We start from the raw sequence: 19,158 nt of genomic DNA, 5'->3' as shown, positions 1-19,158 counted from the left end.
GAAGAAACGGGAGGCGGACATGAATATTTTGGTGATTGGCGGCGGGGGCCGCGAGCATGCCATTGTATGGGCGCTGCATAAGAGCCCGAAGGCGGGACGGATCTTCTGTGCCCCGGGAAATGCGGGGATCGGGCAGATCGCCGAATGCGTGCCGATTCAGGTCAATGAATTCGACAAGCTGACGGACTTTGCTTTGACGAAAGAAGTGGGATTGGTCGTCGTCGGACCGGACGATCCGCTGGCGGACGGCATCGTGGATGCCTTTGAGGCGAAAAATATTCCGGTATTCGGGCCTAACCGCAAGGCGGCTGAAATCGAGGGCAGCAAAACGTTCATGAAGGACCTGCTGCATAAGTACAACATTCCTACGGCAGCTTACCGCAAATTCGACAATTTCGAAGAAGCATCCGCATATCTGCAGTCACAGCAGGCACCGATCGTCATTAAGGCGGACGGACTTGCCGCAGGAAAAGGCGTCACCGTGGCATTTACGATGGAGGAAGCGGAAAAAGCGCTCCACGACATCATGGTCGCCAAAGTATTCGGCGAATCCGGCGCTCAGGTCGTCATCGAGCAGTTCCTGCAGGGGCAGGAAATGTCGATTTTGTCCTTTGTCGACGGCGAGACAGTGCGGCCGATGGCAGCTGCGCAGGACCATAAGCAGGTGTTTGACGGGGACAAGGGTCCGAACACGGGCGGCATGGGCACCTATTCGCCGCTGCCGCATGTGGATCCGGCGATTGTTGAGGCCGCTGTCGAAAATATCATCAAGCCGACCGCCAAAGCGATGGTCGCCGAAGGCCGGCCGTTCCGGGGCGTGCTCTTCGCCGGGCTGATGATCCAGCCGGACGGTACGCCGACCACGATCGAGTTCAACGCCCGCTTCGGCGACCCGGAGACCCAGGTCGTGCTGCCGCGGCTGAAGACGGATCTGCTCGACATTTTCCTGGCGGTCGTGAACGGCACACTGGCGGATATCGACATCGAATGGAGCGATGAGGCCGCCGTGTGCGTCGTGCTCGCATCGGGCGGCTATCCCGCTTCGTATCCGAAGGGGCTGCCAATCCAGGGGCTGGATCAAGTCGACGCGGCAGACGCCCTCGTGTTCCATGCGGGAACCGCAAAGAACGAGCAGGGCGAGTTCGTCACCAGCGGCGGCCGTGTACTGGGCGTTGTCGGCCTGGGTGCCGACATCGCCGAAGCCCGCGCGAAGGCATACGCGCAGGCCGAGAAGATTACCTTCGAGGGCAAGCAGAACCGCACGGACATCGCCGCCAAGGCATTGGTGAAGAGCGGGAAATAAAGATGTTTCGCTAGAGATGCTTCCTTAGGGATGTCCCTAGGGATGTTGCCCGGTAATTTTGCCGGGTATGAGATAGAAGGCGTTCCGAAGTCGATTCACGACCGAAGGGGCGCCTTTTGTTGTTCAGCAGATCACTCTTCAAATACCCCTTGCCAAAAGTCTTTAAATCATATATTATGTATTTATAAATCTTAATGTTAAAATAAATTCAGATCAGGCTTGGTAAGTCGTAAACGCAATGAGAGGTTTAAAATTCAGAGAGCACAGAGGAGGTTTCAAACCATGCTGCAGACGACAGGAATCCACCACATTACCGCATTCGTGAACAACGCCCAGGACAACGTTGATTTTTACGCAGGGGTGCTCGGGCTTCGACTGGTGAAAAAGACGATCAACTTCGATGCACCGAACGTGTACCATCTGTACTTTGGTAACGAGCACGGCAGTCCGGGGACGATTATTACGTTTTTTCCGAGGGACCATAGCCGGGCAGGCACTATTGGCGGCGGACAGGTAAAAACGACGGTGTATGCCGTTCCTTCGGGAAGCCTGGATTTCTGGATGCAGCGTCTGAGCTCTCTGGATTTGGCGTACGGCACGACGGAAAGATTCGGAGAAACGTACATTCAATTCAAAGATCCTTCCGGTCTGCAAATTGAATTGGTGGAGCGGGCCGAAGGGGCGCCAAGCCGCTGGTCCTTCAGCGGGATTCCAGTGGACCATGCCATTAAGGGATTTGGCGGCGCCGTTTTGGGAAGCAATAACCCTAAGCAGACCATGCTGGTCCTTGAAGAAATCCTCGGACTGGCCAAAATCGGCGAAGACCAAGGCCAGGTCCGTTACCGCAGCACCGGCGACATCGGCAACATCATCGACGTGAATATCGATCAGGAAGAGCGGGGGACCGCCGGTGCTGGTACGGTGCATCATATCGCCTGGCGTGCCAAGGATTTTGCCGAGCATGAGGCATGGAGAAGTCTGGTGGAGGAAGCCGGTCTTCGTCCGACGCAGATCGTCGACCGTCAGTATTTTAACGCGGTGTATTTCCGCGAGCCGGGCGGGATTTTGTTTGAGATCGCCACAGATCCGCCAGGGTTTGCACGAGATGAGCCGGAAACGGAAATGGGGACACATCTCATGCTGCCCGAGTGGTATGAGCCGCAGCGTGAAGTGATAGAACAACTTTTGCCGGACATTCAGGTCCGTGCGTTGGGAGGCGTACAATGATGAGTATGAAGCATATTTTTGTTCAAGGAAGTCGGCCGGAGGCACCCGTATTGGTTCTTCTTCACGGAACGGGTGGGAATGAGCGGGATTTGCTCCCGATCGCAGACATGATAGCACCAGGAGCATCCGTGCTTGGCGTGCGGGGAAACGTTCTGGAGCACGGCATGCCGCGTTTCTTCCGGAGACTGGCCGAAGGGGTGTTCGACGAAGAAGATTTGGTTGCGCGGACGCATGAGCTGAAGGCCTTTTTGGATGAGGCGGCAGCGCAGTATTCCATCGACCGGAACCGGATGGTGGCTGTCGGCTTCTCCAACGGCGCCAACATTGCCGCGAGCCTGCTGTTCCATTACAGCGACGCCCTGCAGGGCGCGGTTCTGCTGCATCCGATGGTTCCGCTGCGCGGGAAGGAGCTGCCTGATCTAACCGGCGTTCCGGTATTTATCGGGGCAGGGACGAATGACCCAATCTGCTCCATCAGTGAGACCGAGGAGCTCCATTCCCTGCTGTCTGACGCCGGTGCGGATTCCGAGCTGCATTGGGCAAATTACGGACACCAGCTGAGCAAGCTGGAGATTGATGCGGCGACCGCCTGGTTTGAGCGTCATTTTAACAGTAAAGTATAATGGTTTGATCGAACATAAGGAAAAGGCTGCTTGGGACTCATCCCGGCAACCTTTTTTTGTTGCGTTGGAATTCCGTTCTTTACTCCTCCGGAAACTCCCAAGCGGGATTCCAGACGATTTCCCACAAGTGCCCGTCGGGGTCCTGAAAATAACCGGAGTACCCTCCCCAGAACGTGTCGTGCGCGGGTGAGGTGATGGTAGCTCCCGCCTGACGCGCCTGTTCCATCACTTGATCGACCTCTTCCTTGCTGGTAACGTTGTGGCCGATCGTAAACTCCGCACTGCTGGGGGCCGTGCGCTCGATGTTGGCGTCGTGGACGAGGTCGTCTCTTTTCCAGACAGCCAGCTTCACCCCGGCCTGAAGGTCGAAGAACGCGACCGCGCCGTGCTCAAACTCTGTTCCAATAATGCCTTCCGTAGGCAGCCCCAGTCCATCCCGGTAAAAGGCCAGCGCCCTTTCCAAGTCGTCTACCCCCAGGGTCAAAACGGATATACTTGGCTTCATCGTGTTACATCCTCCTTCTTGGATTAAAGTGTGTGCTATGTCTTCTGCTTGTACTTTTGATTATAGCAATGTATTGGTGACAGCTTGATTGTCATCATTAAGGAATAATTTGACTTCATTTCTGGCATGATATGAGAACCGATCATCGTACACAAGAGGTGAGAAACTATGAAGGGAACCGCACTGGATATCCTCAAACAGCAGCTGAAGGATTCCCCGGATCTGGTTTGCCAGCCATTTCTCATTGACGGTAGAACTTGTACGTTATTCTATATACCTTCCATTGTAGACCAAGCGATGATTCAAAAGAACATCGCCCGTTTTTTGCTGGCCGAAAGCCGGACGGGGAGTTGGGATGCTTTTCGCCGTAACCTGCAGCAAGGAACCGCGTTTCCGGTCGTCTATCATTCCATTTCCGACCCAGAAGAGGCCCCCGTCCTGGTCGTACAAGGGAAGGCCGTCCTGCATGTGGATCAAACGGACGATTTTTATTATTTTGACACCGTACAGTACCAGAAAAGATCGATTGCGGAATCGCAAAATGAGTTGGTCGTTACGGGTCCGCAAGAAGCTTTTATCGAGGATATCCAAAGCAACCTGTCTTTACTGCGCCATAAGATCCGGCATCCGAAGCTGAAGTTGAAGGAATATATCGTCGGCGACTATACCAACACGTTGGTTTATGTGGTTTATATCGAGGGAATGCCCAAAAACGAAGTGTTAGCCGAAATCGACAGTAAGCTGCAAAGCCTATCCATCGATGGGATTTTCGGCATTGGTTATGTAGTGGAACATTTCAAGGAAAGCTCCACGCCGTTTCCGATATTTCAATATACGGAGCGGCCTGATGCCGTTGCAGCCTCTTTGCTCGAGGGGCGCGTCTGCATTTTGATGGACGGGGCACCCAATGCTGTGATCGCTCCGGTCACCTTGTTTTCGTTATTGCAGGCCTCGGAGGATTATTTTCAGAGTCCCTTTGCAGCCAGCTGGATTCGCACGGTCCGATTCGCTTTTTCGCTGTTGTCGATCTTATTGCCTTCATTGTACGTAGCGATTACGACGTTCCACCCTCAAGTCCTGCCGGCTCATCTGCTGATTACGATCGCATCCGCCCGTGAACGCATCCCGTTCTCGGCATTAACGGAAGCGCTGCTTATGGAGCTGACCTTTGAAGCGCTGCGGGAGGCGGGCATGAGAATTCCGAAGCCTGTCGGCCAGACGGTCTCGATCATCGGGGGGATCGTCATTGGCCAAGCCGCCGTTCAAGCAGGCATCGTCTCCGCTCCCATGGTCATCGTCGTTTCGATCACAGGGGTGGCATCTTATATCATTCCCCATCTGGAGCTGGGGCTTATCTTTCGGATGCTCCGTTTCCCGTTTCTCATTTTGGGCGGTTCGATGGGGCTGATCGGAATATTTGCAGGTACTTTTGTTCTGTACGCGCATCTGGTGCACTTAAGGTCCTTCGGGGCCCCATATTTGCAGCCGGTTGCACCGCTCGTCCTGTCCGATTGGAAAGACACGCTGTTGCGGCTGTCATCACCTTTGATGAACAAACGCAGCAGCGCCTTTTCGAGAATCCGGCATCGGAGGAGATAATCCATTTCTATGAAAACGACACTTCTGAAAGTTGGGCTGATGGTCATCATATTGTGCAGCATCACTGGATGCTGGTCCAAAGTCGAGCTGGATCAGCGTATTTTCGTGAACGGGGTGTTTGTCGATGTCGGCGAAGAACCCGGTACGGTGAAGGTCTCGATCAGCACACCTCTGACCAACCGCCTGGATTCGGACCAGTTAAGCGGCGGGGGAGGCGGCAAGGATAAACCCTACTCCTTGATCACCAAGCAATCCACGAGCATCGGCAAGGCGCTGGAATATATCCACAAAGATTTGTCGCGCCAGCTCAGCCTGTCCGAAATCAAAGTCGTGATGATCAGCGAGCAATACGGCGAGCAGGGCATCGGCGATCTTCTGGAATGGATCAAGAGGGAACCCGATGTCCCGATCGGGGCATACTTGTTAGTTGCTTCCGGTAAGCTGGATGATGCCGCACACCTGACGCCGATTTTTGAACAGCTGCCCACGACGGTACTGCTAAGCTTCGCCACCCAAGGTTATATGCTGAATACGACCATCAGGGACTGTCTCGTTGCAGACGCGGCAGGCTTGGGATACGCCGCCACCTTATTGCAGAACGACAAGATCCATTCCGCCGCCGATGCTCATAAAAGCGAAACGTGGACGGGAATTAAAGGGGCGGCTTTGTTTCAGCAAGGCCGATTGAAAGGCACGCTCCCCTATGAAGAAGCCAAAACGATCGCCTGGGCCCATGGGCATCTCAAATTTCCGATTTATTCCGTTCAATGGGATCACGGCAAGAGCAAAGCGGATCTTAAATTCACTTATACGAACGGCAAAACTTCGGTCAAAATGACCCCAAACGGCCCGGTTTTTACGGTTCATCTCAAAGGCAGGGCCAGCATCATAGCCAAAAAGGACGCTTCTCACCGCTTCGTGAAGGACGTCAGCGGGACCATCATGAACCAAATGAGAGAAACCGTCTCCGAAGACTTCAGGAAGAGCATTGCCTACTCTCAACAAATCGGAGCCGATGTGCTTCAGCTCGGGTTTCTCCTGGAGTGGAACGCCCCGCAGTACTGGCAGCAGGTGAAAGGCAAATGGCCGGACTACTATAAGAAGAATGCCGAGGTGCGCGTAGTCACCAAGCTGAGCCTGGACGATTACGGGAAAGAATATTGAGAAGGGGAGCGAGGCGAAATGACTTCGAACAACAACTGGAGGCTGGCCCGATTTGCCTTTGTTTATTTTAACTCCCAGGCGTCCATCTTCCTTATTCCAGAGCTGGTATCCACGTCAAGCTATCAAGGAATTGCGGGCATCGTGTTCGGGTCCCTCCTGGGCTTAATCATTTTGTTCTATGTGGTCTATGTCGGCAAGCTTCAGCCGGCTTCCTCCTGGGTCACCTTCGGAAACCGAATCATGGGTAAAGGGATACATGGAGCCTTCGTTGTTATGCTGCTTGCATGGACGGTATACTACGCCTCCTACGATATCCAAAGCTTCGTCTTGTTTTTCGGGACCAATTACTTGAAAGGAACCCCGCCCTGGTTCATCCAGCTCATCATCAGCCTCGTGATCCTCTACGTCGTCCGGTTGGGGGCAAGAACGCTTGTCTACATGTCGGAGGGCCTTTTTTTGCTGATCTTTGCAACCACGCTGCTGATCACCTATTTTTATGCTGAAAACGCCAGTGTGCAGATGCTTCCGGCTTTTTTTCATTACTTTGACCTGCCTACTTTTTTCAGCAACACAATGGCTACGTTTTCGGTCGTGAGCGAGTGGGTGGTCTTCCTGTTTCTTGCTCCGGAATTTACATTGGGCAAAGGGACGTTCGCCAAGCTGGCGGTTGCATCGGTTGGAAATTCCTTAGTCTTGTTGTCAGGATGGATGTTTACGCTGCTTAATTTCAGTCCGCATTATGCCAAGCAGATCCAATATCCATTCCTCGAAATTATCCGAGGTAAAATAGACGATGGCCTGTTGGAAAACTCCGCCCCATTTATGATCGGGGTATGGACGGCTTCAATGTTGATCCATTGCTCCTTTTTGATATATACCGGAACCAAGTGCATGTCCTATTTTACGAAAGGAAAAGGAGAGGGAATCATCGTCCCTTCGCTGACGCTCGTTTCGGCGGGGATTGCGTTTTATTACGCCTACCACTTGTCTGTCTACCAGAAGCATTATTTCTCCTTTATTACGGTGCTGGTGTGGATATTTATCGAGCTGATTCCGCTGTATTATGGGATCGTGGCCATGTTAAGATTACGGTCAAAAAAATGGTGGAGTGAGCAGACCTGAATGTGGACAGCTCCATTTTAAACGCCAAAGGAGTGAAATACGATGAGCATCACTGTCATTTATGGGGGTACGCGTTCAGACGGGAATACGGAGCTTCTGACCGAGCGGGTCGTCCGGGGATTTGCCGGCGTGGACCGGATTGTGCTGAAAGAGTATACCGTTCAACCGATTGAGGATCTTCGACATACCGAGCAGGGGTTTCAGGACGTGGGCGACGATTACAACGCGCTGATTGACCGCGTGCTGGCCGCGGATACTGTGATTTTTGCCACGCCGGTGTATTGGTACGGCATGTCGGGCCATATGAAAAACTTTATCGATCGCTGGTCCCAAACGCTCAGGGACGATCAGCGCCCGCATTTCCGGGAATCGATGAAGTCCAAAACCGCTTATGTGATTGCGGTCGGCGGCGACGATCCTCAGCTGAAAGGACTGCCGCTGATCCAGCAGTTTCAGCATATTTTTGCCTTTTTCGGAACGAAGTTTGGGGGCTATATCCTGGGTGAGGGGAATCGGCCGGGGGCAGTTATCCATGATACCGCGTCGATCAAGCTGGCGGATGAGCTCCGGGACCGTCTGATCCGGCAGGTGCAAGAATAGCCGCGTGTCCGGGTGATATGACTGAAACGAATGAACAACTATGAGGAGTCGCCGTCTCGGCGGCTTTTTTGCTGCTCCCTGATGTTCTCCTTGCTCTTAGGGAGAAAGAAGAGGCGTTAAATTCATGACAACAGTACGGTCCATGCTGCATCAACCGTTTGGATATTGACAGCTTAGTACACCCGTACTAAACTAATTAGTACAGTCGTACGATTTGTTAGAATCTACGAAGCAGCTGAACTCCAATAGGGGGCGGGGGAGTCAATGGAACAATCGAAGAGAAGGCAGCAAATCGTGGAGGTCGCAATCCATACGATTGCCGAGCTTGGTTACGCCCAGGCCTCGGTGGGACAAATCGTCAAGCGTGCCAGTGTAAGCAAAGGCGTGTTCACCTACCACTTCGCCAGCAAGGATGAGTTAATGGAGCAAATCGTCCATGAGGTCTTTGATGCCGGAGCACGCTTCATGTCTTCACGAGTCGAGGGACAGACGACACCAGGCGGGATGCTGAAGGCCTATATCGAGTCGAACCTGGAATTTATGGGCGGGCACCGTGACTATATCGTAGCTTTAACGGAAGTCGTCACAAATGCGCGTACGGCGGACGGAAAGCTCCGATTCGGAGGAGCCGCCGATGACTTGATCCTGGAGCCTCTTATTGAAATATTGCGATGGGGGCAGGAGGCCGGAGAGTTCAAGCCGTTTACCGAACGCTCCGCTCGTGTGACTGCAGCGGCCATCCGCAGCGCCATTGACGGCGTCGCAAGCCAGCTGCTCGTCAATCCCGGCCTGGACCTTTCGGGATACGCGGCGGAACTTGCCGACCTGTTTCTATCGGCAGTCCACCGTCCATCTCATCCAGCGGATTCGTCTGCGGAAGGAGGAGAGCAGTCATGAAACGGATCGATCCGAGGGCGGTGAAAGCGCGAAGAATGGAAGGGTGGATCGCCAGCGCGATCAGTGTCGTGCTGATTATCGCACTTCTATGGCTGACAATGGCTTACAGCTGGCCCGTCTGGATTGCGGGATGGAGTGCGGCCGCCGTCCTGCTGTTTATCGTGCTTGAGCTGGCGGTGCTGCCCGGTTTGCTGTACCGGTTCTGGCGATATGAGATTACGGAAAAGAACGTAGAGCTGAATCACGGCGTCTGGGTGCGCAGGAAAACGTTGATCCCGATGGTGCGTATTCAGCATGTGGATTCCAAGCAAGGGCCGATCCAGAAGATTTATGGACTGTCCACCGTCACGTTCTCCACCGCAGCCGGCAGCCATCGCATTCCTGCATTGTCAGAGCACGAAGCTGAGAATATTCGCAAGCAGATTTCGGAGTGGGCAGGGGGGACGGACGGTGAACTCTAATCCAGGATCCTTGCCGGCCAACCGGCGGCTGCATCCCGTATCCATTCTGTACTTTCTGATTCATTCCGGGAAGGAACTGGCGGGTTTGCTGCCTTTGATTCCATTCTGTATTTTTCTGATCCATCGCGTATTTGGAAAAGAGATCGACCGCATCGTGCTGACCGTTTGCGTGATTGCGGCGGCTGCGGTCATGCTGATCGTGTTCGCTTGGCTGCGCTGGCGCCGTTTTGTGTACCGGGTGGAGGATGGCGTCCTTTATATGGAACACGGGTTGTGGGTCCGCCGAAAACTATGGATCACCAAGGAACGCATTCAGTCTCTGAATATCACAGTCAGCCTGTATGATCGAATGTTCGGGCTCGTTCGCCTGGAAATGGAGACGTCCGGGGGTGAAGAAGAGCCGGAGGCCGTGCTCAGTTCCATTTCTGCCGCGGAGGCCGCCCGGATTCAGCGAGAGATCGGCATGGCAGACCCGGAGAAGGCGGTATCTGACACGTCCGAAGATTCCCCCGTTCAGGCTGGACGGCCGAGCGCCGCTCCCCTGAACAGCATGCGGCTGTCACTAGGCCAAACGCTGATTCTAAGCACAACAAGCGGCAAATTCTCGATCCTCTGGATGGTGATCGTAGGGGGAGGCTTGAAGCTGTGGGATGAATGGGTGAGGGATACGCCGGTATGGGATCAGCTGTCCCCGCGGCTGATGGTCCTCGGAATCCCGGGACTCGTCGTCATCCTTGCGATCCTTTCCTGGCTGCTCGCGTTTGCAGGCGCCTTCTTACTGGAGTACGGCTTTCGGGTTGAGGCCGAGGGCCGTACGTTAACTATCGAGCGGGGCTTATTGGAAAAGAAAAGAACCGTCATCAAGCCGCACCGGATTCAGGCGATCCGCATCACCCAGAACCCGCTGCACAAGCTGCTTCGCCGGGCTTCGGTTCGAATGGTCATCGCAGGCAGCTCGGATGAGGAGAAAAAGGCCGTCGATTTGTTTCCGCTTGTCCGTTATGACGAGCTTCCTATACGTATGGCAGCGTTTCTGCCGGGCTTCCGCCTGCCGCAGACCTGGAACCAGGTCAGCCGTAAATCTTACCGTTCTTACACCGTGCTGCCTGTTCTCATCTGTATCATCCTGGCGGCAGCCGCCTGGTTGCTCGCGCCCGGCGTGTGGCGGTGGCTTGCATGGGTTCTTCCCCTCTTTGCCTGGGCAGCGTCATCATTGGAATACCGGAGGGCGGCATGGAGCCGGGAGGAGAACCAGCTTCACATCCGCTATGGGAGCTTTTCCGAGAAAACAGTGCTGATCCCGATTTCCAAGGTACAGTGGCACAAAACCTCGCAGACTCCATTCCAGGCGGGAAAAGAGCTGGCCACGCTGAAAGTGGCAGTAGCGTCCGGTAAATCCGGAGACAAAGTTTCACTGCGGCATGCCTCGGCCTCCGATGTCGACATGCTCACCGATTGGCTTTCCGGAAAACAGTAGCTGATGGCCTTTTCACCGCGAAGCGAGTGGGAGGGCTTTTTTTGTTATCAAACTGACGGTTGGCGCAATTAGGGAAAAACGCCATAAGAAAAACGTCTATCGACGTACTTTCAAAGAAGACAGACCGCGTTTAGCTGAAGTTTTTCTTGCGATTATAGAATGGTTCAGCTTCGCTGAATTTTATAAATTCTATAATCTTCAAAAATAGGCGCCCGCCGGGAGAGAGCCTCTTGAAAAAAAACCGCAAAAGCGTTAAGTTACTGAGTAATATAAAAACGTCCGTTTAAAAAGAGGGTTAGCGGAGTGAGGAGAGAACAAGAGATGAAAGATACCGGTAAGGAAACGCAGGCCCAGCCTTCAGCTGGCGCCGAAGGAGTCACTGTTGTGAACGCTGAAAGAGAAAGCGCGGCAGACAAGCCCCGCACCGTCAGCATGGAAGATATCGTCCGGGCACACCACGTGCTGCGGGAGGTTATCGTACGGACGCCGCTGCAGCGGGACTCGGTTCTGTCGGCGAGATACGAATGCAACGTGTTTTTGAAAAGGGAGGATCTGCAGGTCGTGCGTTCCTTCAAGATCCGCGGGGCCTACAATATGATCCGCAGCCTGTCGCCGGAGGAGATGGCGAAGGGGATCGTGTGCGCGAGTGCAGGCAACCATGCGCAGGGTGTGGCCTTTTCCTGCCATGCGCTGAATATTCACGGGAAAATTTACATGCCGAGCACGACCCCGAACCAGAAGGTGAAGCAGGTCAAGCGCTTTGGCGGAAGCAACGTGGAAGTCATTCTGACCGGAGACACGTTCGACGACGCATACGCAGAGGCGATCAAGGCCTGCGACCGCGAGGGCATGACGTTTATCCATCCTTTTGACGAGCCTAAGATCATTGCAGGGAACGGCACGATTGCGATGGAAGTGATGGAAAGCCTGGATTCGGCTGCAGACCATGTGTTTGTCACCATCGGCGGCGGCGGACTGGCGGCAGGCGTGGCGACGTACATCAAGACGGTCAGCCCGGCGACCAAAGTGATCGGCGTCGAGCCGGAAGGCGCGGCATCGATGAGCGAGGCGCTGGCTCAGCAGGGCGTTGTCACCTTGGACGAGATCGACAAGTTCGTCGACGGAGCAGCCGTGAAAAGGGTGGGCGACACCCCGTACGACATCTGCTCGCGCCTGCTGGACGACGTCGTCAAAGTGCCGGAAGGCAAAGCCTGCACGGCCATCCTGGAGCTGTACAACGAAAATGCAATCGTCGTTGAGCCCGCAGGCTCGCTGCCGGTCGCGGCGCTGGACCTGTACCGGGATGAAATCCGCGGCAAGACGATCGTCTGCATCATCAGCGGCGGTAACAACGACATCGACCGGATGCAGGAGATCAAGGAGCGCTCGCTCATGTACGAAGGCATTAAGCACTATTTTATGATCAATTTCCCGCAGCGCTCCGGGGCGCTCCGCGAATTTCTGGAAGACGTGCTCGGGCCGGGAGACGATATCACCAACTTCGAGTATACGAAAAAGCACAACAAAGAGAACGGACCGGCGCTCGTCGGCATCGAGCTGAACAGCCGCGAGGATTATGAGCCACTCATCGAGCGCATGAACCGGAAAGGTCTAAAATATACTGAGCTGAACAAGGATTCCAGCCTGTATAACATGCTGATTTAATAGAGCGGCCGATTGCCGGCGGCGGATGCTGATATTCTCGCCCCTTGGTGCACCGTGCCAACATGGGAGCAATCCGCTTCCGCCCGCCCAAACTACAAAAAGGGAGACCCTGCAACCATCGCAGCGGTCTCCCTTTTCTATTTTTAAATATGACAAAGGATCAGCTTCGGAGAATGTACGTCGATAGACGATTTTTTATCCGGTTGATGATTCAGCCGATAAAAGTTTCGTCTGATGAACGAACGGCATTATTTCAGCGCGGAATTGATGTAGTTCCGGACTTCCGGCGTCAGGGTGTCGTTGTTTTTGTTCACGATATCAAGGAATCCCTTGATGCGCTTCAGGTAACCGCTCGTGGCCGGGTTTCCTTTGCTGACGGCAGCTTCCAGCGCGGCTTTGGCCTCTGGATCGATTTTCTTGCTGACATAGTCGAACATCGGCGTGTTGTTGAGGCCGTTCATGCTGATGGACAGATACAGCTGGTACAGCGCTTTGACCTGGGTTACCCGGTTGGATTTCGGATACGACTTCACGAAAGCTTCCTGGGTCTGGGCACGCTTGATGACTTCCTGCCAGCTGATCGACAGCGCTGCGTCGTTGGCAAAGCGGTTTTTCGTCTCCGCCGTCATGATATCGATATAGCTCTTGATATCGTTGGTCACGTAAGGGCGAACCTTCTGGAACCGCGGGTAGTCCAGCACCAGGTAGAACATACCTTCAGCCGTTTCGAGACGATATCCGCTGTCGCGGGCGCCTTTGAAGAGGGCTTTCAGGTTTTTGTCGCTCGTCTTATTGATCAGGGAAGTCAGGTCGTCGCCTTGCTTCATCAGCTTCATGAGGCTGCGCTGAACGTTGTCTTTGTAAAATTTCTGGTTCCACGCTTCCAGATTGGCGTTTTCGGCGTTCTCCATCTTGAGGGCCATCAGCATCGCCTGATATGGCGTCACTTGATAAATGTTTTTTTCCATGTAGGCCAATGCCTCCGACTGCTTCGCCGGTTTCTTCAGCAGCTCCATCATGTGGTTGTAAATGGCGTTAGCGTGCTTCGTTTTGGCCGAGACGGCGGCAGAAACTGCCGATTTGGTAGCGGCAGGCTGCGCGGTGGCTGCATGAACCGCTCCGGCTCCGGTTTGCAAGGTAAGGGCAATCATAAGGGCAGCGGCTGTGGCCGCGGTAACTGTTTTTTTCATAGGTGTGTTCAACCTCCTGTTTGGTATATGAACATATTACCCGAAGGTTGTTTCGCTTTGATCTCAACTTGTTTCCGACTTGTAAACTTTTAGCGATGGATTTTGGTGACAGGGGAATTTCACAGTATTCCATAGAACTAATATCAGGGATTCGTATTGTTTCTCACTTGTTTTGAGTCTTTTGATACTCCATTAATCTACATACAACATATAACGTGTATGATGGATTTGATTTGCCGGCAGCAAGCACCGTAAAAATAACGTTAGGGAGCGATTGGCTTGAACCCTGAACCACAACAAACCTTAGAAGCTACCAATGCAAAATCAGGCTCACTCTGGGAGGTGCTTCGCGTCTCCACCAAATTAGGCCTGACCTCCTTTGGCGGTCCGATTGCCCACCTGGGCTACTTCCATGACGAATACGTTCGGCGCAGGAAGTGGATGGACGAAAAAGCCTATGCGGATCTTGTGGCCCTCTGCCAGTTCTTGCCCGGTCCGGCAAGCAGCCAGGTCGGCATCGGGATTGGCATCCTCCGGGCGGGCCTGTGGGGCGGTGTGATGGCCTGGCTGGGCTTTACGCTGCCTTCCGTGATCCTCCTGGTTCTGTTCGCCTTATTGCTTCAAGGCTTCGATATCGCGAATGCAGGCTGGATACATGGGCTGAAAATCGTGGCTGTCGCTATTGTCGCCCAGGCTGTGCTGGGCATGGGCCAAAAGCTGACCCCGGACCGGTCCCGGGTCACGATCGCGGTCGGCGCTGCCGCGCTTGTGTTACTATGGCCGACAGCCTATACACAAGTGCTCATCATTGCCGCCGCGGGTATAATCGGGCTGTGGCTGTACAAGAAGCGTTCGGATCCTGGCAGCCAGAGCCTGCGGATGCCGGTGAGTAAACCTTTCGCGATCGGCTGCCTTGTTCTGTTTTTCGGCCTGCTCGCTGCGCTGCCGCTCCTAAGACAAATGTTTGATATCCAATGGCTGGCCCTGTTCGACAGCTTCTACCGCTCGGGGTCATTGGTGTTTGGCGGCGGACATGTCGTATTGCCTTTGCTGGAGCGCGAGGTCGTGCCGACGGGCTGGGTAAGTCCGGAAGACTTCCTTGCCGGTTATGGGGCGGCGCAGGCCGTTCCCGGGCCGCTGTTTACTTTTGCAGGATACCTCGGGGCGATGTCCGGCGGAATCACAGGTGCTATTGTTGCGACAGTGGCGATTTTCCTGCCTGCTTTTTTGCTGGTTGCCGGAGCGCTGCCGTTCTGGAACGGCCTCCGTAACAGCCCCAGGGTGCAAGGTGCGCTAATTGGGATTAACGCTGCCGTGGTCGGCATCTTGTTAGCGGCATTCTATGTTCCGATCTGGACGACAGCTGTTACGGCACCGGTTGATTTTGCCTTGGCTCTATTGTTATTTATCCTGCTTGTCTTCTGGAAGCTCCCGCCTTGGATTGTTGTTCTTGCCGGCGCGTTAGCCGGAATGATTATCGGATGGATATGAGTGGATCTTAGAGGCTGGCGTATATATAGCCAAAAACGAAAAATCCCCTTCGAGCAAGCGCAGCGCTGCCATTCAGCACCTGCCTGCTTAAAGGGGATTTTCGCTATGTTCGGGCTATCCGTAAACGTTGGGCCAAAGCGCCTTTGTCCAGCCACCCTCGTTCACTGAATCAGCCTCTTCTTAGAAAGATAAACCGCAGCCCGGCCAGCCCAACCAATCCGATCACCAGGCTTACCCATGGGTTGACAGTGAAGACCGGCAGCATGGTCCGCATCGAGAACCCGATGATCATGACGATGATGAGGATGATCAAGTACACTCCGATCGCCTTTAAATCGATCTTGGGCTTGCCGGAGCCCTCATCGCTGCCTGGTTTATTCAGGGTCTTGGTGACGAGCTCGGTCAGCAGAATCGAGCCTGCGGCCAATACGATCAGCGCCAGCAGGCTGATCCGATTGATCGGTTCCCCTGCATAGCCGCTCCATTCGGCGACCAGTCCGAACACCGCCTCGACCAAAAACAGAAATGTGAACGCCGCCCAAGGAATCATGATGTAATAGGCGGCTCCCTTGATGGCTTTACGCTTCGGCAGCCCATCCGCGATGCTGCGGGCACAGGCCGCCGGATCTTCGCCATACAGCTGGGATGCCGTGCGGCCGGCTTCCTGGGCCTTCAGCACGTCCGAAGCCACTTCGAGCAGCTTCTTCTCGGCCTGCTGCCGATCGGCCCGGGTGCTGCGCACCGCGATGATGACATCCTCCACGTAATCCCGGTTCGCCGTGGTCATGCGTTCGCGCAGCCTGTTATTTTCTTGAATCATTTGCTTGATCGTCATTCTGTACGCTCCTCCATATACCCCAAGTATAGGAACAGCCCCGGCCGTTTGCAAGGCAGCCTTCAAGGGATACCGCCCCTCTATTCCTTGAAAAAGAGCATTTCATAGTGCACCGCCACATAAATGATGGCGATAATGACGCAGACGATCAGAACGATCGACAGCGGTTTTTCCTGGGCAAACGTCATGACATGGTCCCACATGGATGATCCATCCCCTCACAAAAATGATAAGTAGACCTAGTTTCTGCCGCACATTTGTTTTCCATGCAGGCAAGGGGGATATGAGGCGCAGCGATGGTCCATAGCTAACGCTCCACAGCCCAGCAGTAGTCTCCCGTCTCCCTCAATTTTGTGAACATTTAACGACACCCGAATAATCCGCCCGGCTGCGCGTGACAATAGGTCAATATGCATCAAATATTTAATCTGACCAGGGGGTGACCTTGTCGTGAGCGACAACTTTAAGCAGAAATATGTGTGGGACAGCAAGAGCAGAGGATGGATCGTGGAAATGGCCGCGCTGGGGTCACTGAACGGGTCCGAAGCAGCGGCCGAACAGGCACGGACAAAGGGAGAAGAAGGCGGTCAGCCGTCTGTATCCGGGCAGCAGGCAGGGCAAGCGAATCGCATCAGCGATCACGAGCTTCGGGGCGTTGGCCCGGTCGATGTCGGCAACGGCATGCGGGGCGTAGGTCCGGCTGCCGAAGATAACGGGATCGGGCCTCGGACGGCGGGCGAATTCACAAGTGAAATGGCCGAGGAGCCGATCGAAGCTTACGGCTGGCTTAATGAGCCCGAGTCCAGGGAGGAGCGCGGCAGCTGGCATCCGCAGAACGTGCTGGAAGTAAGTCCGGAGAACAGCCTGCTGACCGATTGGGAAGGCCGGGAGGAAACCCATTCGATGTTCCGCCGCAGTTACGAATAGAGGCATAAGCCGCTTTTTCAATTGACACTCTCCACCCCGTGGTGATAAGATAAATTCTGATATCACATTAAACTTATCGGAATTATCAATATATAAATTTTACGGGGACGGAGGAGTTATGATGGAGCGGAATATTACGATCCGGCACGAACAGGAGGAGCTGGCGGCGAGCCTGCACTATCCGGTGAAACAGGAAGGCAAGGAAGGCCGGTCCAAGGACCGCGTCCCGCTGGTGATCATCTGCCACGGGTTCGTCGGGAGCCGGATCGGCGTGGACCGGCTGTTCGTGAAGACCGCGCGTGAGCTGGCGCGGGAAGGATACATGGTGCTGCGCTTCGACTATGCCGGATGCGGCGAGAGCAGCGGGAGCTACGGGATGGAAGGGCTGGAGTCGATGATCGCCCAGACCCGGACGGTGCTCGACTACGGTATGAGCTGCGTGGATGTCGATCCGACGCGCGTCACCTTGATCGGGCACAGCCTGGGAGGCGTGGTGGCCATCCTGACGGCTGTCCGCGACCGCCGCGTGAAGAGCCTGGTGCTGTGGTCGTCGGTCGGATATCCGCTCAGCGATATTTTGAAAATCACCGGCAGAGACGTTTACGACACCGCGGTGAAATCCGGGTACTCGGATTACCTAGGCTATGACTTCACCCCGGGATTCTTCGACTCGCTCGGCCAGTATCAGCCGCTGCAGGAAGCGGTAAAGTTCGGCGGCGACGTGCTCATCATCCATGGAACGTCGGACGACACCATCCCGGTGGACTATGCATTCCTGTATCAAAAGGTGTTCTGGATGCGCAACGAGGGGCGCTGCGACAAGGAGATTATTTTCCAGGCGGACCATACGTATTCCTCGGGACCTCACCGCAGACAGGTGATCCATTGCACGAAGGAGTGGCTGAACGACCAGGAAGCCGTTCAACAGGAATGGCAGCACTGGATGATCTAGAACGTTACGAGGTTCGGTTATCTCAGGCAGACACCAGGCATGGTAGGCGTGGATAACGAGGCGGGGCGGCGATCCAAGGCAGGCGGGCTGGCGGACCGTATGTTCGGGCGGAAATTGGAAATCTCTCTGCATACACGGTACAATAGAAACAGCAACGTATACTGGCGTGTGGAGGTTGACATCGATGACATTACCAGCACTATTTGTAGCCCACGGTTCACCCATGCTCGCTTTGGAGGATCACGAGTATTCGCGGTTTTTGGAGTCACTGGGACGGGAGCTGCCTGCCCCGGAAGCCATCGTCGTCTTCTCAGCACATTGGGACAGTCCAGAGCAATCGATGACAGTGGACGAATCTCACGATACGATGCATGACTTTTACGGATTTCCTGAAGTGATGTACGAGCTCCGCTACCCGGCTAAAGGGTCGGCAGCTGTCACCCAAAGAATCGCCAGCCTGTTCGAAGCGGGCAACCTGCATTACGAGCCTGTTCTGGGACGCGGTCTGGACCATGGCGCCTGGGTCATCCTGAGCAAAATGTACCCGAACGCGGACATCCCGGTCATTGAGCTGTCCGTGGATTCACGGCGGTCACCTGAGGAGCAGTACGCCATTGGTGCGATGCTGAAGGAGCTGCGGCAGGACAACGTCCTGATCATCGGCAGCGGCGGCCTCGTTCATAACTTGCGGCTGATCAGCCAGACTGATGAACCGGAAGCCTGGGCGGTCGAATTCGACGAATGGATTGCCCGGAATCTGGAGACCTGGAACCTGAAAGAGCTGTTTAACTACGACAAAAAAGCACCGCATGCGCGCGAAGCCGTTCCATCATACGGGACCGAGCATTTCGCTCCGCTGTTCTACGCGATGGGCGCAGCGAGCGACGAGGCGAAGGCCAAACGGCTGATCCAGACGTACCAATATGGAAGCCTCAGCCTGAACTGCTGGATGTTCGGCGGGTCTTGAACCGATCGGAAGGCTGGCAGCAAGATTGCATTTTGAAGATGGACCGGCGAAGCGCCGAAAGTCCTGTAAAATATAAACGAGCCGGCATCTTTGCCGGCTCGTTTCTTGTTTGAACGGGGGAACGTTCAAAAGCAGTATATGGGGAAAGCGGCG

19 protein-coding genes are annotated in these 19,158 nt (G+C 54.6%); 15 read left to right on the top strand and 4 right to left on the bottom strand.

All coding sequences use genetic code 11. The annotated features are described in order from the left end of the window. Window positions 1-19 precede the first annotated feature (19 nt). From purD to ABIE48_RS27345, 3 genes are all read left to right on the top strand, one after another. Complete coding sequence (gene purD / locus ABIE48_RS27355; protein WP_192717199.1) at window positions 20-1,303, top strand: phosphoribosylamine--glycine ligase; 1,284 nt, start codon at window positions 20-22, stop codon at window positions 1,301-1,303. Between the two features lie 282 nt (window positions 1,304-1,585). Then, complete coding sequence (locus ABIE48_RS27350) at window positions 1,586-2,530, top strand: ring-cleaving dioxygenase (RefSeq protein ID WP_192717198.1); 945 nt, start codon at window positions 1,586-1,588, stop codon at window positions 2,528-2,530. Further along, entirely contained in the window at window positions 2,530-3,153 is a 624-nt protein-coding gene (locus ABIE48_RS27345) for an alpha/beta hydrolase (protein WP_192717197.1), read from the top strand. Before ABIE48_RS27350 ends, ABIE48_RS27345 begins: the two co-directional genes overlap by 1 nt. A gap of 79 nt (window positions 3,154-3,232) precedes the next feature. Here ABIE48_RS27345 and ABIE48_RS27340 read toward each other — a convergent pair whose 3' ends face one another. Continuing rightward, window positions 3,233-3,658 carry a VOC family protein gene (locus ABIE48_RS27340; RefSeq protein WP_105442477.1) on the bottom strand — a complete coding sequence of 142 codons (426 nt, stop codon included), beginning with the start codon at window positions 3,656-3,658 and terminating at the stop codon, window positions 3,233-3,235. Between the two features lie 168 nt (window positions 3,659-3,826). Between ABIE48_RS27340 and ABIE48_RS27335 the strand changes: the two genes are divergently transcribed. The 8 genes from ABIE48_RS27335 (at window position 3,827) to ilvA (ending at window position 12,643) form a co-directional block, all read left to right on the top strand. Beyond that, complete coding sequence (locus ABIE48_RS27335) at window positions 3,827-5,257, top strand: spore germination protein (protein WP_145028318.1); 1,431 nt, start codon at window positions 3,827-3,829, stop codon at window positions 5,255-5,257. 9 nt (window positions 5,258-5,266) lie between these two features. Beyond that, complete coding sequence (locus ABIE48_RS27330) at window positions 5,267-6,421, top strand: Ger(x)C family spore germination protein (protein WP_145028320.1); 1,155 nt, start codon at window positions 5,267-5,269, stop codon at window positions 6,419-6,421. 18 nt (window positions 6,422-6,439) lie between these two features. Next, window positions 6,440-7,543: a GerAB/ArcD/ProY family transporter gene (locus ABIE48_RS27325; protein WP_145028323.1), complete on the top strand. Its 1,104-nt coding sequence runs from the start codon at window positions 6,440-6,442 to the stop codon at window positions 7,541-7,543. 42 nt (window positions 7,544-7,585) lie between these two features. Further along, window positions 7,586-8,143, top strand: coding sequence for a flavodoxin family protein (locus tag ABIE48_RS27320; RefSeq protein WP_192717196.1), 558 nt, complete (start codon window positions 7,586-7,588; stop codon window positions 8,141-8,143). Window positions 8,144-8,407: 264 nt separating this feature from the next. After that, on the top strand, window positions 8,408-9,040 hold the full coding sequence (locus tag ABIE48_RS27315; RefSeq protein WP_192717195.1) for a TetR/AcrR family transcriptional regulator: 633 nt from the start codon (window positions 8,408-8,410) through the stop codon (window positions 9,038-9,040). Next, window positions 9,037-9,501, top strand: a complete 465-nt coding sequence (locus ABIE48_RS27310) for a PH domain-containing protein (RefSeq protein ID WP_192717194.1) — start codon at window positions 9,037-9,039, stop codon at window positions 9,499-9,501. Before ABIE48_RS27315 ends, ABIE48_RS27310 begins: the two co-directional genes overlap by 4 nt. Beyond that, entirely contained in the window at window positions 9,491-10,978 is a 1,488-nt protein-coding gene (locus ABIE48_RS27305; protein ID WP_192717193.1) for a PH domain-containing protein, read from the top strand. The genes ABIE48_RS27310 and ABIE48_RS27305 overlap by 11 nt, the downstream gene beginning before the upstream one ends. 432 nt (window positions 10,979-11,410) lie before the next feature. Next, window positions 11,411-12,643 carry a threonine ammonia-lyase IlvA gene (gene ilvA, locus ABIE48_RS27300; RefSeq protein ID WP_354520722.1) on the top strand — a complete coding sequence of 411 codons (1,233 nt, stop codon included), beginning with the start codon at window positions 11,411-11,413 and terminating at the stop codon, window positions 12,641-12,643. A 248-nt stretch (window positions 12,644-12,891) separates the two neighbouring features. Here ilvA and ABIE48_RS27295 read toward each other — a convergent pair whose 3' ends face one another. Continuing rightward, window positions 12,892-13,833 (bottom strand): hypothetical protein, encoded by a 942-nt coding sequence (locus ABIE48_RS27295; protein WP_192717191.1) that lies wholly within the window; start codon window positions 13,831-13,833, stop codon window positions 12,892-12,894. A gap of 279 nt (window positions 13,834-14,112) precedes the next feature. Here ABIE48_RS27295 and ABIE48_RS27290 point away from each other — a divergent pair, with 279 nt between their 5' ends. Next, complete coding sequence (locus ABIE48_RS27290; protein ID WP_192717190.1) at window positions 14,113-15,324, top strand: chromate transporter; 1,212 nt, start codon at window positions 14,113-14,115, stop codon at window positions 15,322-15,324. A gap of 169 nt (window positions 15,325-15,493) precedes the next feature. On the opposite strand, the gene ABIE48_RS27285 is transcribed toward ABIE48_RS27290, so the two are convergent. Further along, window positions 15,494-16,159, bottom strand: coding sequence for a DUF1129 family protein (locus ABIE48_RS27285; RefSeq protein WP_192717189.1), 666 nt, complete (start codon window positions 16,157-16,159; stop codon window positions 15,494-15,496). Between the two features lie 80 nt (window positions 16,160-16,239). After that, a complete protein-coding gene (locus ABIE48_RS27280) occupies window positions 16,240-16,362 on the bottom strand; it encodes a hypothetical protein (protein WP_256992987.1) in 123 nt (40 codons plus the stop codon). Window positions 16,363-16,609: 247 nt separating this feature from the next. On the opposite strand from ABIE48_RS27280, the gene ABIE48_RS27275 reads away from it, so the two are divergent. From ABIE48_RS27275 to ABIE48_RS27265, 3 genes are all read left to right on the top strand, one after another. Then, window positions 16,610-17,086 (top strand): hypothetical protein, encoded by a 477-nt coding sequence (locus ABIE48_RS27275; RefSeq protein ID WP_145028341.1) that lies wholly within the window; start codon window positions 16,610-16,612, stop codon window positions 17,084-17,086. A 121-nt stretch (window positions 17,087-17,207) separates the two neighbouring features. Further along, window positions 17,208-18,038, top strand: coding sequence for an alpha/beta hydrolase (locus ABIE48_RS27270; RefSeq protein ID WP_076176789.1), 831 nt, complete (start codon window positions 17,208-17,210; stop codon window positions 18,036-18,038). Window positions 18,039-18,222: 184 nt separating this feature from the next. Next, complete coding sequence (locus ABIE48_RS27265) at window positions 18,223-19,005, top strand: DODA-type extradiol aromatic ring-opening family dioxygenase (RefSeq protein WP_192717188.1); 783 nt, start codon at window positions 18,223-18,225, stop codon at window positions 19,003-19,005. Window positions 19,006-19,158: the final 153 nt, after the last annotated feature.

Origin of the sequence: Paenibacillus sp. OAE614 (genome assembly GCF_040546645.1) — a bacterium.
Classification (GTDB): Bacteria; Bacillota; Bacilli; order Paenibacillales; family Paenibacillaceae; genus Paenibacillus_AQ; species Paenibacillus_AQ favisporus.
This window is presented reverse-complemented; position numbering and strand designations above follow the sequence as displayed.

Excerpts from the sequence above, each read along its gene's own strand:
- ABIE48_RS27330 (WP_145028320.1), top strand. The coding sequence starts at position 5,267 with ATGAAAACGACACTTCTGAAAGTTGGGCTGATGGTCATCATATTGTGC.
- ABIE48_RS27350 (WP_192717198.1), top strand. The coding sequence starts at position 1,586 with ATGCTGCAGACGACAGGAATCCACCACATTACCGCATTCGTGAACAAC.
- ABIE48_RS27265 (WP_192717188.1), top strand. The coding sequence starts at position 18,223 with ATGACATTACCAGCACTATTTGTAGCCCACGGTTCACCCATGCTCGCT.
- ABIE48_RS27285 (WP_192717189.1), bottom strand. The coding sequence starts at position 16,159 with ATGACGATCAAGCAAATGATTCAAGAAAATAACAGGCTGCGCGAACGC.
- ABIE48_RS27345 (WP_192717197.1), top strand. The coding sequence starts at position 2,530 with ATGAGTATGAAGCATATTTTTGTTCAAGGAAGTCGGCCGGAGGCACCC.
- ABIE48_RS27310 (WP_192717194.1), top strand. The coding sequence starts at position 9,037 with ATGAAACGGATCGATCCGAGGGCGGTGAAAGCGCGAAGAATGGAAGGG.
- ABIE48_RS27340 (WP_105442477.1), bottom strand. The coding sequence starts at position 3,658 with ATGAAGCCAAGTATATCCGTTTTGACCCTGGGGGTAGACGACTTGGAA.
- ABIE48_RS27320 (WP_192717196.1), top strand. The coding sequence starts at position 7,586 with ATGAGCATCACTGTCATTTATGGGGGTACGCGTTCAGACGGGAATACG.
- ABIE48_RS27280 (WP_256992987.1), bottom strand. The coding sequence starts at position 16,362 with ATGTGGGACCATGTCATGACGTTTGCCCAGGAAAAACCGCTGTCGATC.
- ABIE48_RS27325 (WP_145028323.1), top strand. The coding sequence starts at position 6,440 with ATGACTTCGAACAACAACTGGAGGCTGGCCCGATTTGCCTTTGTTTAT.
- ABIE48_RS27270 (WP_076176789.1), top strand. The coding sequence starts at position 17,208 with ATGGAGCGGAATATTACGATCCGGCACGAACAGGAGGAGCTGGCGGCG.
- ABIE48_RS27315 (WP_192717195.1), top strand. The coding sequence starts at position 8,408 with ATGGAACAATCGAAGAGAAGGCAGCAAATCGTGGAGGTCGCAATCCAT.
- purD (WP_192717199.1), top strand. The coding sequence starts at position 20 with ATGAATATTTTGGTGATTGGCGGCGGGGGCCGCGAGCATGCCATTGTA.
- ABIE48_RS27295 (WP_192717191.1), bottom strand. The coding sequence starts at position 13,833 with ATGAAAAAAACAGTTACCGCGGCCACAGCCGCTGCCCTTATGATTGCC.
- ABIE48_RS27335 (WP_145028318.1), top strand. The coding sequence starts at position 3,827 with ATGAAGGGAACCGCACTGGATATCCTCAAACAGCAGCTGAAGGATTCC.
- ilvA (WP_354520722.1), top strand. The coding sequence starts at position 11,411 with ATGGAAGATATCGTCCGGGCACACCACGTGCTGCGGGAGGTTATCGTA.